The sequence below is a fragment of the Streptomyces coryli genome, assembly GCF_011044975.1.
GTDB lineage: Bacteria > Actinomycetota > Actinomycetes > Streptomycetales > Streptomycetaceae > Streptomyces > Streptomyces coryli.
In genome coordinates, this window is record NZ_JAAKZV010000023.1 from 26,669 (window position 1) to 39,266 (window position 12,598).

Here is a 12,598-nt window from a genome sequence, read left to right on the forward strand (position 1 = left end):
GGGCCGCGGGAACCGATTTTGGGCATGGGGGCTTCGTGCGCTAATCTTCAGGGGTCAGCCCGCGGGTATAGCTCAGACGGTTAGAGCGCATCCCTGATAAGGATGAGGCCCCAGGTTCAAGTCCTGGTACCCGCACAGACACCTTCAGCCCCCGGTCCCATGGGACCGGGGGTTTTTGGCTTCCGGCGCTGTGTATCATCGGGCTCCAGAAGGTCCCAACGTCTATTGAAGGACGAGGTAGCGCAGTGAAGAAGCTGCTCCTGATCGCACTGGCCGCCGTGGGCGGGCTCCTCGTGTACCGCCAGGTCCAGGCGGACCGCGCCGAGCAGGATCTGTGGACGGAGGCGACCGACTCCGTGCCGTCCGGCTCCGGCGTCTGAGCGAGGACACCAGAACACCAGAACACCGACAGGGCCCCGGTCCCGCCCAGCGGCGGCCGGGGCCCTGTCGTGCGCCCGCTGTTTCCGTACCGTGACGCAAAGCCGCTGGAATTTGCTACTGCACACGCCCTAGGGTGCTGCGTATGCCACGCGGCGGTAGCCGCATATGGATGCAGACGAGGGGGACGGCAGCTCGTGCGATGCAGGTGCCGCATCTTTTTGCGCCAGACGATCAGCGGACGCACAACGCTCAGGTGCTCACCACCACGCCGCCGCGGTGCGGCCGCGCTGATCGCGGGCACGATCGTCGGGTTGCTGGCCGGGCCGCTGCCCGCCGCCGGCGCCGCGGCGCCCGCGGCCGACGGGCCGAAGGCCGACGGGAACAGCTCCATGGTGATGGTCCTGGACTCCTCCGGCTCGATGAAGGAACGCGACGGCTCCGGCGGCACCCGCATGGACTCGGCCCGCAAAGCCGTCGGCTCGGTGGTGGACAGCCTGCCGGACGCGTACCCGACCGGGCTGCGCGTCTACGGTGCCGACAAGCCGAAGGGCTGCACCGACACCCGGCTGGCCAAGCCGGTCCAGCCACTCGACCGCGACGGCATCAAGCAGGCCGTAGCGGGCGTGAAGCCCAAGGGCGACACCCCCATCGGCTACTCGCTGCAGCAGGCCGCGAAGGACCTCCCCGAGCCCAAGGCCGGTGCGCTGGGCCACCGTTCGATCGTGCTGATCTCCGACGGCGAGTCCAACTGCGCCCCCGACCCCTGCAAGGTCGCCGCCCAGCTCGGCAAGAAGGGCATCGACCTGCGCATCGACACCATCGGCTTCCAGGTGCGCGGCAAGGCCAAACGGCAGCTGGAGTGCATCGCCGAGCAGGGCCACGGCTCGTACTACGACGCCCCGGACGCGGCCGCGCTCGCCCGCCAGCTGGAGCGCGCCGGGCGGCTGTCCGCGGACGGCTACCGCTTCAAGGGCAAGCAGATCACCGGGTCGCTGCGGCCGAAGGGCGCCACCGGCATCCAGCCGGGGCAGTACCTGGACTCGATCGGGCCGGGCGAGAAGAAGTACTACACGGCCGAGCTGGACGCGAAGACGGCGGCGGACTTCGCGGTGACGGCGGTGCCGCAGCCGGGCGTGAAGACCGGCATGTCCGACGGCCTGGACGTCGAGCTGACCACGGCCGACGACTACGCCTTCCCGTGCGATGCCCCCAACGGGAATGTGGGCTTCCCCGGCATGGAAGGTGCCACGCCGATCACCGCGGCCGCGAGCCGCATCCCGACCGAGGACGGCGACGGCAGCTGCGACAAGGCCGGCACCTACCTGCTCAAGGTGGAGCGCGAGACCGAGGCGGAGTCCAGCCAGTCCCGCTGGCCGATCGAGCTCGTCTACAGCACCGAGGGCCCGCTGAAGAAGGGCATCACCCCGGCCCAGTCCGAGACGGAGTACGGAGCCTGGGGCCCGGAGGGCGCCAGGCTGCCGACGGGTCAGCCGAAGACGGTGGCCGGGGGCACCGGCTTCAACGACGCGACTGCCATCGAGAGCGGCGTCTGGAAGGACAAGGTGCTGCCGGGCCAGACCCGCTACTACAAGGTGCCGGTCGGCTGGGGCCAGCAGCTGCGCTACAAGGCGGAATTCGCCAATGAGCCGACCGTCGACGAGCGTCCCGTCGCGTCGAGCTTCGTGCACACCGACGCGTACTCGCCGCGCCGGGTGCCGGTCAAGGACTCCGAGTTCGACGACCACAGCGACTACAGCGCAGAGCCGGCCGCGGTCGACTTCGGCACCGTGCCGGTGAGCTGGACCAACCGCTGGGAGGACTCCGACGGCGCCGTGCAGCCGGTCCGGATGAAGGGCGACTACTACCTCGCCGTCACCCTCGGCCCGAAGGCCGCGGAGTTCGCCAAGAACACCGCCATCGGCGTGGTCCTGCGCGTGGAGACCGCGGGCAAGGCCAAGGCCGGCCCGCAGCACAACGCGCCCGCGCTGAAGGCACAGGACGACAACGACGCCGGGACCCGCGCGGACAGCGAGGGCTCCGATGGGACAGGATTGTCCCTCCCGCTTCTCGCGGGCATCGCGGGCGGCGCGCTGCTGGTGGCCGCGGCGGTGGCGTTCATCGTCGTACGGACACGGCGCGGCGCGAGCGGCAGCGGGAACGGGACCGTACCGACGAGGGGTGAGTGGTGATGGGCGGCAGGATGCGCACGGCGGTGGCGGCGGGCGCCGCGACCGGGGTGCTGGGTGCGCTGCTGGCGCTGCCGCTCTCGCCGGCGGCGGCCCAGGGCGGCGGGCAGGACCCGCAGCCGTACAAGATCGACCCGTCCGCGAAGGCGGTCAAGGGCGCGAGCAGCAGCGCGGACGGGCCGCGGCTGGCCGCCGGGCAGGTCTACAAGGACTCGCTCAAGGCCGGGGACGAGAAGTACTACCAGGTGAAGCTGGACTCGAAGTCCACCGCGCACGTCTCGGCGACGGCCGCGCCGAAGCCCGGGTCCAAGACCGGGCAGATGGACGGCTTCAGCATCGCGCTCACCTCCACCGCGGGGGACGAGTGCGGCGACCAGGAGCTCACCTTCCGCAGCGAGAATTCCCGGGTGCTGAGCGGCGAGGCCCTGCGCCCGCTGCCCGAGGACATCGGCGAATGCAATGCCGCGGGCATCTACTACGTGGTGGTCAAGCGGCAGAGCCAGGGCACCTCGGACCAGTCGGCGTGGCCGCTGGAGCTGCAGCTGCGCAACGAGCCCGCACTCAAGGTCCACAAGGGGAACAAGGCCCCCGACTACACGGACCTGGACGAGCAGAACCCGCCGGCCCCGCCCGGCGGCAAGGCCAAGCCGGTCACCGGCGGGCTCGGCTTCACCGACGCGGGCAGCATGGGCGCCGGCGTGTGGCGGGACGAGATCGTGCCGGGCGAGACCCGCTACTACCGGATGCCGGTGGACTGGGGGCAGCAGCCGTACTCCGCGGTGGAATTCGGCAACGCGAAGTCCGGTGACTCCACGGACGACGACATCAACAAGGCCTACGACGGCGCCATGGTGCGCATGTACGGCCCCGGGCGCGCGTCGTTCGCCAACGAGTCGGCGTGGTTCAGCGGCATCAAGCCGACGTCGCTGACCGTGTTCGGGCCGCCGGTGAAGTACGAGAACCGCTACGACATCGCCACCGACTACGGCCCGGTGTCGATCGCCGGCTGGTACTACGTCGCCGTGACGGTGTCCCCGGAGCTGGGCGGCAAGCTCAAGAAGCCGGTCCCGGTGACCCTGCGCAACACGATCAAGGGTGAGCCGGCGGCCGCCCCCGGCTACCGCGGCGACCTCGCCGCGGCCGGATTCGGCGTCAGTGACGCGGACCGGGAGGCGGCGGAGACCGGGAAGTCCGGGGAGGCGGCCGAGGAGAGCGACGGCAAGATGACCATCGCGTACGTGGGCATCGGTGCCGGTGTGGTGCTGCTGGGCGGGCTCGGGGTGTGGATGCTCGTCGCCCGGCGCAAGCCCGCGGCTGCGGGTGCGGGTGCGGCATCGCAGCAGCAGGGCTTCGGGCAGCCGCAGAACTGGCAGCAGTAGCGCGCGCGACGTATCTCAGGAGGGGTGAAGGTGCACGGCAGGATCCGGGCGGCGGTTGCCGCGGTGGGGGCGCTGGGGCTGCTGGCCGCGGTGCCGGCGGCGGCGTCGGCGCAGGGCGGGGCCGGGGAGCCGGAGCCGTACGAGATGGACTCGTCGGCGAAGGCGGTCAAGGGCGCGAGCAGCAGCGCGGACGGGCCGCGGCTGGCGGCCGGGCAGGCGTACAAGGACGCGCTGAAGCCGGGCGACAAGAAGTACTACACGGTGAAGCTGGGCTCGAAGACGACCGGCCATGTGTCGGCGTTCATCGGGCCGAAGCCGGGCATCAAGACCGATCCGGACGACAGCTTCGACATCACGTTGAGCAGCACTGGCGGTGACGAGTGCGACGCGGCCGAGTTCACGGTCAGCGCCGAGAACGGCTACGTCCTCGGCGGCGCCGTGCAGCGCAAGCTCGAGGAGTACGGGGAGTGCAACGCGGCCGGCGTCTACAACGTGCTGGTGACGCGGGACAGTGCGGGCACCTCGGACCCGGCTGCCTGGCCGCTCGAGCTGAAGTTCATGGAGGAGCCCGCCCTCAAGGGCAAGTCCCCGAGCGAGGGCCCCGACTATTCCGAGTTCGACGAGGAGGACGCCCCCACCCCGCCCTCCGGCACCGCGAAGAAGATCGACGGCGGGCTCGGCTTCGGCGACGCCACCGGGATGTCCGCCGGCGTGTGGCAGGACGAGATCGTCCCCGGTGAGACGCGCTTCTACCGGATGCCGGTGGACTGGGGCCAGCAGCCCTTCGTCACCGCCGAGTTCGGCGGCTCCGGCGGTGGCGACACCGTGGAGGAGGTCAGCGACGGCGCCGGGGTGCGGATCTACGGGCCGCAGCGCGGGCTGGTGTGGAAGAGCTGGGACTCCTACAGCGGCGCGGAGCCCGCGGCGGCGACGGCCGTCGCTCCGCCGGTGCGATACGAGAACCGCTACGACGACATCAGCGAGCTCTACCACGCGTCGGCCGCCGGCTGGTACTACGTCGCCGTCACCGTCGACGCGGCCGTCGGCGAGAACGTGAAGAAGCCGGTCACGGTCACGCTGCGGAACACCATCAAGGGCGAGCCCAAGTCGGCGCCCGCGTACAACGGCGACCTGGCGAAGGCGGGCTTCGGGGTCACCGACGCGGACCGGGAGGCGGCGGAGAAGGGGCAGTCCGAGGCCGCCGCCGAAGCGAGCGACAGCAAGATGACGGTGGCGTACGTGGGCATCGGCGCCGGCGTGGTGCTGCTTGCCGCGCTGGGGGCGTGGATGCTGCTGGCCCGGCGGCGCGGGCCCGTACCGGCGCAGGTGCAGCCGCAGCCGTATCCCCAGGCCCAGCCCCAGCCGCACACCCAGCCGCAGGACCAGACCTTCGGGCCGCCGCAGAGCTGGCAGTGACACGGCACTGAGACGGCAGCAGGGCCCGGCGGGAGCTTCCCGCCGGGCCCTGCGTCGCTTCCGTCGTTTCGTCGGCTACGGAGCCGTGCTCACGCCGTCAGCAGCGCCCACACGCCCACCGCCAGGCAGACCACCGCCACCAGCAGCACAGGCAGCACCACGGCCTTCGGTGGCCCGCTGCGGGCGCCGGCGGGAGCGGAGCGCTGCTTCGGCACCGCGGCCGGCGTCACGGGCTGCTGAGCCGGCGGCTGCCCCGCCATGCTCTGCTGCTGCGGATAGCCGTAGCCCTGCTGCTGCGGCGCCATCCCCGTGTACTGCCGCGTCAGCTGCTCCGGCTGCTGCGCCAGCGGCGCCGTCTCCGACTGCGCCCCGTACGGCGACGGCGTCGGTGTCGGCGTGGGCGGCGTCGTCGGGCCCTCCGGCGGCGTCATGGGCGGCGGCGCCTGCGTGGTCGGCTGGCCGGGCGGGGCCAGCGGGAAGCTGCCCGTAGGGGACGCCACCGGGGGCGCGGCCGCCACGGCAGCGTTCGCGTGCTGAGCGCCATGCGCGGGCGCCTGCGGCCCCTCCGGCCCGAAGCCCGCCGGCAGCGGCCCCACCTGCTCGAAGACCTCCACCGGCTCCTCGTCCGGCGGCGTCTCCGGCAGCACCTCGGCGGCCGCCGCCAGCGCCTTCCGCGTCCCGTTCGCGGTACGGAACCGGGCCTGCGGATCCGGCTGCAGCAGGCTCGCGATCACCTGCCACAGCGGCTCCGCGACGCCAATCGGCGCCTCCGGCACCCCGCCCGCCAGGAACTTCTCCACCAGCGCCTGCGAGTCCGGCTTCTCCCCGGTCAGCAGATACAGCGCCACCAGGCCGACCGCGAAGAGATCCGCCGGGAAGTCCGGTTCCGCGCCCAGCATCTGCTCCGGCGCGAAGTACCCGGGCGTGCCCACCACAAAGTTCGTGTCCGTCAGCCGCGGTTCGCCCTTGCGCATCGAAATGCCGAAGTCCGACAGCCGCAGATGCGGACGTCCGGTCCCGGTCGCCTCGAGCAGGATGTTCGCCGGCTTGATGTCGCGGTGCACCACACCCTCGGCATGCACCGCGGCCAGCCCGGCCAGCAGCTGGTCGAGCAGGGTGCAGACGAACCGCGGCGGCAGCGGCCCGTAATCCCCAATCAGGTGGGCGAGGGAGCCGCCGCGGATCAGGTCCATGGTGAAGAGGACCTTGTCGTCGTCCGCCGCCCAGCTCGCGGGCGCGAGCACGTGCGGGTGCTCGATGCGCAGGGCCTGTTCGCGTACGAACCGCAGCAGCGTGTGCGCGTCCGACTGCTGCAGCACCTTGGCCGCTACGTACCGCCGGCGCCGGTGGTCCCAGGAGCGCCATACGGCGCCCACGCCACCGCGGCCGATCGGATCGATCAGCTCGTACCTGCCGGCGAAGATCTCACCCATGGCGCTCGCGCTGCCCCCTGCTCGGTTCCACGTGAAACATAGAAATCAGTTCTGGTGCCGCTCGTAGTGAGCCACCGCGTCGGCGGTGCGCCCGGCGCCGTACACCCGGAGGAACTCTGCCAGCTCCGGGTGCGTCGGTGCGAGCTGGTCCGCCGCATCCATGATGTCGCCGGCCGCGGAAACGGAGCGCAGCAGGGACTGGATTTCGCGTACGACCCGCCGCACGGTAGTCGCTCCGCTGCTGTGAGTCGACTGCGTGGTGTTCAGCACGGCACCGCCCGACGTCTTGCGGATCTCGTCCATCCGGGCCGCGGCCTCGGCGGCGGACACCCCGCCCACGTTCACCTCGGCGGCCAGCTCCTGCAGCGACTGCACGCGCTGCACCACCGCCGGATTGCCGATCTTTGCCCGCTGCCCGCTCATCAGCTGGGACAGCATGGGGGCGGAGATGCCGAGGACGGCCGCGAGCCGGGCCTGGTTCAGGCCGAGCTCGTCGATCAGCCGGCGGAAGAGAACACCGAGCGGCTCGCCGTACCAGCCGCGCTGCATTTCTTGCGCCCTCTCACTGGCATCCTTCCGTGCTGCATCCATGACCTACGGCCTCCCCTGGTGCCACCACTTCGCGCTTGCGAACCTGGTGTGCATCCTACGGAGCAGGGCGGCGTCAGCGGGAGCCTCTTGACAGCGCTTGAGAGCTGCAAACAACGACAAAGGGCGACGTGGTCCCGGGGGTGCGGGTGGCGGAGCCCCCGCTCGCGCGGCGCAGCCGCGCAATAACGACGAGGGGCGATGGGTCTGCGCTTTTTGCAGACACATCGCCCCTCGACCCGAGTGGAGCCTAGGAGAGTCGAACTCCTGACATCCGCCATGCAAAGACGGCGCTCTACCAACTGAGCTAAGGCCCCAGGCGTCTCAGACAGGGTACCTGAGTCGCGGCGGGGGCCTGCGCCCCGTCAGTTCTCTTCGCCCCGCTCGTAGTACGCGCGAGAGGTGTCCGTGGGGTCGCCCGCCTCGGACTCCGCCTCCTTGGCCTGTACCTCCGGGTCCAGCGCCGTGGTCGTGCCGGACTCCGCCATGTCGACCCGCGCCTCGCGGTTCATGTACTCGGTGTCGTCCTTGACCTCGGTCGCCTCCGGCGGCTCCACCAGCCAGTCCGGGTTCATCTGGCGGTCCCACCACTTGTACGCGGCGTAGCCCGCGCCGGCCACCGCCGCCGCTCCGGCCGCGCCCTTCGCGGTGCGGCCCGCAACCTCGGCGCGGTGCCGCTTCTTCGCGATCCGGCGCAGGTCGTCGGGCGACACCTGGCCGCGCAGCGCCGCGACGGTGGCCAGTGAGCGGCCCTTGGCCTCGCGGCTGATCGGGCCCGCTGCCGCCTTCGTGGTGGCGGCGGCCGCGACGACCTTCGGCAGGGCCCGTACCGCCGCGCGCCGGGTCTTCATCGCGACGATGGTGGCCTGCCGGTCCACCTCCTCGGGGAGGGCGGAGCGGATCTTCTTGGCGTTCCTGGTGACGTGCGGTCCGACGTGCGCGTCGTACCGGTGCTTGGCGTCGTGGGCCATGTCGGCGACCCGGGGGCCATAGCGCTCTTTCGCTTGGTGCGCCAGGTCCGCACAGGTCTCAGCGGTGTGCTTCACGGATTCCTTCGCCGTGCCGGTGGCCGTGCGCACGCTGTCTATGCGCTTCACGGGATCATGCCTCCTCGTGGCATTCGGCTGCTACAGATGCGGGGCCCCACGGCGTGCCGCTCGGTCTTGCGCCCCGGAATGGTGCATTATTCGCTTTTCCACCCAATTACAGATCATGCCCCCTGCTGCGCAGGTCGGCACGTCGTGCACGGGCATCCGTGCGAGTGTCCGGGGGGACCGGGCAGTAATCCATAGAGCCGCCTATACCAGGCAAGCCGGTTGCAAGGGGGAGCTTTCGCTTACGCCCCTGTTCGACGATGCCACGGTTCGCCCGACTGTGCGCCCGCCGTGCGAGGATCGGTAAACGTCATTGCAGGACTATGGAAGGCAGAACCGTGGCCGAGAAGCTCTACGCCACCCTCAAGACCAACCGCGGCGACATCGAGATCGAGCTGTTCCCGAACCACGCGCCGAAGACGGTCAAGAACTTCACCGAGCTCGCCGAGGGCGCCCGGGAGTGGACCCACCCCGCGACCGGCAAGACCTCGAAGGACCGCCTCTACGACGGCACGGTTTTCCACCGGGTGATCAGCGGCTTCATGCTGCAGGGCGGTGACCCGCTGGGCAACGGCACCGGCGGCCCGGGATACGAGTTCGCCGACGAGTTCCACCCCGAGCTGTCGTTCAACAAGCCGTACCTGCTGGCCATGGCCAACGCAGGCCCCGGCACCAACGGCTCGCAGTTCTTCATCACCGTCGCCCCGACCGCGTGGCTGACCGGCAAGCACACCATCTTCGGTGAGGTCACCAACGGCCAGAAGGTCGTCGACGACATCGCCGCCACCCAGACCAACCCGCGCACCGACCGCCCGGTGCAGGACGTGGTCATCGAGTCGGTCGAGATCGAGCGTCGCTGACCCTCGCCTGACCAGGGCTTTTACGGCTCGTACGGGCCCCGCACCACCCATTCGGAGGTGCGGGGCCCGCGGCGTGCTCCCACTATGGGGAGGGGGACTGCGCACACAGGCGAGGAAGGCCCATGGAATCACCAGGACGCCCTCAGACGCCCGCCACAGAACATCACGCGCTGCCGCACTGCGCCTGGCACCCGGACCGGGAGACCGGCGTCAGCTGCAGCCGCTGCGACCGGCCCATCTGCCCGAAGTGCATGACCAGCGCTTCTGTCGGCTTCCATTGCCCGGACTGCCATCAGGTCGATGTCCGCGAGGAGCAGCAGGGCGCGCGCCAGGAGCGGCGCGGCGGCATGGACTTCGGCGCCGGACCGCGGGAGCGGATGGAGCGCGGGCCCGGCGAGGAGGCGGGCGCCTCGCTCGGCGAGTGGTCGTTCGCCCACGCCTTCACCAAGCGCGATCCGAAGATGGTCACGCACTGGCTGATGGCCATCAACGTGCTGTGCTTCGCCGCGGTGGTGATCTCCGGCTACTGGCTCTCCACGCATCTGAGCTTCATCGGCCGCTGGCCGCAGCCGCCGTACGAGGCCACCGAGGGCATGGTCGCCGGCCAGTGGTGGCTGCTGCTGACCGCGGTCTTCCTGCACGAGACGGTGCCGCACCTGCTGTTCAACCTGGTGGCGCTGTTCTTCGTCGGTCCACCGGTGGAGACGGCGCTGGGGCGCGGCAGATTCCTGGCCCTGTACTTGCTGTCCGGCCTGGGCGGCAGCGCCTTCTACTACCTGGTGGCGCCGCCCGACGACGGCATGCTCGGCGCCTCCGGCGCGATCTTCGGACTCTTCGGCGCCCTGGTCGTCCTCACCCTGGAAAAGGTGATCGATCTCCAGATCGGGCCGCTGCTGCTGGTCCTCGGGCTGAACCTGGTGATGACCTTCACCGTCCAGGGCATCGCCTGGCAGTCGCACATCGGCGGCCTGCTGGTCGGCGCGGTCATGGCGCACTTCTTCGTGCACGCGCCGAAGGGCAAGCAGGCGACGGTCGACCGGGTGCTGTGCGGAGCGGTCTTCCTGGTGGTCATGGCCGTGTGCGCCGCGCGGACGGTGGCGCTCAGCTGAGCGTGGTTACGCTCCCCAGCCCGAGTTGTCCACAGGCTGCCCGCTCAGGTGTGGGTTACGGGGGGCAAGCCTGTGCGAAGTCGAACAGGTCTACGTTTCCGCTGGAAGATCAAGGATTGCCGCAGGTCCGGAGGTCGGGTGAACAGTCACACCGGCGTCAACGGGGAAGAGGTTATCCACAGATCTTCACTTGAGTTCACAGCTGGGGACAGACCTGTGGATAACTCAGGGTCACTGACCCTACTTCCACTGTGTGGAGACCACGAACCCGGCGGCGATGAAGCCGAAGCCGACCACGATGTTCCAGTTGCCGAGCGAATCGATCGGCATGTCGCCACTGGTCACGTAGAAGACCACGATCCAGGCGAGACCGATCAGGAACATCGCCAGCATCAGCGGAGCGACCAGCCGGCGGGCGCCACCGGAGCGCAGGTTGATCTGCTGCGCCGTCCGCTCCGGGGGCGGAGTGAAATCTGACTTCTTGCGGATGCGGGACTTCGGCACGAGGGGTTCTCCTGTCGATGTTCATCGGGTACGGGCGGCGGGAGCCGTTTTCCCCGGCGTCGGTTAGCGTAGTCCCTCATCGGCACTAAGGGAGAGCAGGGTACTGTGCGTAATTCCGCTGACGCACTTCGGCGCCTCGCCCGCGGCCTGAAGAGGCCGCGCCCGGCCCGCCTTCTCACCCTCGCAGTCTTCGGCCTGGCGGGCCTGCTCTTCTGGATGAGCTTCAACACCGCCCAGGGTACGAACCTGCGGTCCGACGACTCCATGCTGCGCCTGTCCGACCTCATACACGAGCGCGACGACGACAACAAACGCCTCGAGAAGTCGGCCTCCGGGCTGCGCTCCCAGGTCGACGAGCTGGCCGAGCGGGACGCGAGCACCGACCCCGGCAGCCGGAAGCGGATGAAGGGCCTCCAGGACGCGGCCGGCACCCGCAAGGTCTCCGGCGAGGCTCTGAGCGTCACCCTCACCGACGCCCCGCCGGACGCCACCCCGCTGATCCCCGGCGTCCCCGACCCGCAGCCGAACGACCTCGTCATCCACCAGCAGGACCTGCAGGCCGTGGTGAACGCGCTGTGGCAGGGCGGCGCCGAGGGCATCAAGGTCATGGACCAGCGGCTGATCTCCACCAGCGCCGTGCGCTGCGTCGGCAACACCCTCATCCTGCAGGGCCGGGTCTACTCGCCGCCGTACAAGGTCACCGCGGTGGGCGACACCGGAAAGCTGAAGCAGGCGCTCGAGGACTCCCCGGCGATCCAGAACTACCAGAGCTATGTGGAGGCCTACGGCCTCGGCTGGAAGACGGACGAGCACAAGAGGGTGACTCTTCCCGGTTACTCGGGCACAGTGGATCTCCATTACGCGCAGCCGCAGGAGCAGTAGCCAGCAGTAGCAGTAGTGGGGGTCCGGGGCGTGACCTTACGAATAGTCGTCAGGACGTTCAGCGAGATCTGCGTCACGGTGGGCACGCTCATCGTGCTGCTTGTCGTCTACGTCCTGTACTGGACCGGGATCCGCGCCGACAGTGCCATGGACGACCAGATGGACACGCTCACCAAGCGGTGGGCGACCGAGGACAAGGATCCCGGCAGCACGCAGAATGCGGCGGCCGAGGCCGGGCCGCCCGAGGCGCTGCACGACGACCGTTCGTACGAGGGCGGCAAGCCGTTCGCCGTGATGTACATCCCCCGCTTCGGGGCCGACTGGCGGCGGCCGGTGCTGCAGGGGACGGGTGTGGGGACGCTGAAGAAGGGGCTCGGGCACTACGCGGGCACCGCGGCGCTCGGCGGCGAGGGGAACTTCGCGGTGGCCGGGCACCGGCGCACCTACGGCGACCCGTTCAAGGACTTCCCGCGGCTGCGCTCCGGGGACGTGGTCGTGGTGAACGACGGGCGGGCCTGGTACACGTACAAGATCAGCTCCCGCCCGTACAAGACGCTGCCGGACGACACCGGCGTGCTGAAGCCGCTGCCGAAGCCGCTGGATCCGGGGGCGGCCCCGTACGACCGGCCGGGCCGCTATCTGACCCTCACCACCTGTGAGCCGGAGTGGGGTAGCAGCCACCGGCTTATCACCTGGGCACACCTCGACGAGGTCAAGGCCGCGAGCGAGGGCAAGCCCGCGGTGCTCGGTGGTGCGGGTGGTTAGT

At 70.2% G+C, this 12,598-nt stretch carries 12 protein-coding genes and 2 tRNA genes; 9 read left to right on the forward strand and 5 right to left on the reverse strand.

Annotated features, from left to right (window positions below; translation table 11 throughout):
• Nucleotides 1-61 precede the first annotated feature (61 nt).
• From G5C51_RS08330 to G5C51_RS08350, 5 genes are all read left to right on the forward strand, one after another.
• Nucleotides 62-135 (forward strand) — tRNA-Ile (locus tag G5C51_RS08330).
• A gap of 110 nt (nt 136-245) precedes the next feature.
• Entirely contained in the window at nt 246-380 is a 135-nt protein-coding gene (locus tag G5C51_RS08335) for a DLW-39 family protein (RefSeq protein ID WP_338118057.1), read from the forward strand.
• 219 nt (nt 381-599) lie between these two features.
• Nucleotides 600-2,570 (forward strand): vWA domain-containing protein, encoded by a 1,971-nt coding sequence (locus G5C51_RS08340; protein ID WP_240929474.1) that lies wholly within the window; start codon nt 600-602, stop codon nt 2,568-2,570.
• Complete coding sequence (locus G5C51_RS08345; RefSeq protein ID WP_165234229.1) at nt 2,570-3,946, forward strand: hypothetical protein; 1,377 nt, start codon at nt 2,570-2,572, stop codon at nt 3,944-3,946. The genes G5C51_RS08340 and G5C51_RS08345 overlap by 1 nt, the downstream gene beginning before the upstream one ends.
• Before the next feature lie 30 nt (nt 3,947-3,976).
• The gene (locus tag G5C51_RS08350; protein WP_165234232.1) at nt 3,977-5,362 is read left to right on the forward strand and encodes a hypothetical protein; all 1,386 of its coding nucleotides are present in this window, start codon (nt 3,977-3,979) and stop codon (nt 5,360-5,362) included.
• Between the two features lie 89 nt (nt 5,363-5,451).
• Here G5C51_RS08350 and G5C51_RS08355 read toward each other — a convergent pair whose 3' ends face one another.
• The 4 genes from G5C51_RS08355 to G5C51_RS08370 form a co-directional block, all read right to left on the reverse strand.
• Nucleotides 5,452-6,795: a serine/threonine-protein kinase gene (locus G5C51_RS08355; RefSeq protein WP_165234235.1), complete on the reverse strand. Its 1,344-nt coding sequence runs from the start codon at nt 6,793-6,795 to the stop codon at nt 5,452-5,454.
• Between the two features lie 45 nt (nt 6,796-6,840).
• A complete protein-coding gene (locus G5C51_RS08360) occupies nt 6,841-7,386 on the reverse strand; it encodes a helix-turn-helix domain-containing protein (protein WP_165234238.1) in 546 nt (181 codons plus the stop codon).
• 241 nt (nt 7,387-7,627) lie between these two features.
• Nucleotides 7,628-7,700: transfer RNA gene (locus G5C51_RS08365), tRNA-Ala, on the reverse strand.
• A 48-nt stretch (nt 7,701-7,748) separates the two neighbouring features.
• On the reverse strand, nt 7,749-8,480 hold the full coding sequence (locus G5C51_RS08370; RefSeq protein ID WP_165234240.1) for a DUF5324 family protein: 732 nt from the start codon (nt 8,478-8,480) through the stop codon (nt 7,749-7,751).
• A 335-nt stretch (nt 8,481-8,815) separates the two neighbouring features.
• Here G5C51_RS08370 and G5C51_RS08375 point away from each other — a divergent pair, with 335 nt between their 5' ends.
• Together G5C51_RS08375 and G5C51_RS08380 are read left to right on the forward strand one after the other, a co-directional pair.
• The gene (locus G5C51_RS08375) at nt 8,816-9,337 is read left to right on the forward strand and encodes a peptidylprolyl isomerase (RefSeq protein WP_165234301.1); all 522 of its coding nucleotides are present in this window, start codon (nt 8,816-8,818) and stop codon (nt 9,335-9,337) included.
• Between the two features lie 251 nt (nt 9,338-9,588).
• Nucleotides 9,589-10,446 (forward strand): rhomboid family intramembrane serine protease, encoded by an 858-nt coding sequence (locus G5C51_RS08380; protein WP_240929475.1) that lies wholly within the window; start codon nt 9,589-9,591, stop codon nt 10,444-10,446.
• Nucleotides 10,447-10,686: 240 nt separating this feature from the next.
• On the opposite strand, the gene crgA is transcribed toward G5C51_RS08380, so the two are convergent.
• Nucleotides 10,687-10,950: a cell division protein CrgA gene (crgA, locus tag G5C51_RS08385; RefSeq protein WP_165234246.1), complete on the reverse strand. Its 264-nt coding sequence runs from the start codon at nt 10,948-10,950 to the stop codon at nt 10,687-10,689.
• Between the two features lie 105 nt (nt 10,951-11,055).
• Between crgA and G5C51_RS08390 the strand changes: the two genes are divergently transcribed.
• Both G5C51_RS08390 and G5C51_RS08395 read left to right on the forward strand, forming a co-directional pair.
• Nucleotides 11,056-11,832, forward strand: coding sequence for a DUF881 domain-containing protein (locus G5C51_RS08390; RefSeq protein WP_338118058.1), 777 nt, complete (start codon nt 11,056-11,058; stop codon nt 11,830-11,832).
• Nucleotides 11,833-11,862: 30 nt separating this feature from the next.
• Nucleotides 11,863-12,597: a class E sortase gene (locus G5C51_RS08395; protein ID WP_165234250.1), complete on the forward strand. Its 735-nt coding sequence runs from the start codon at nt 11,863-11,865 to the stop codon at nt 12,595-12,597.
• Nucleotide 12,598: the final 1 nt, after the last annotated feature.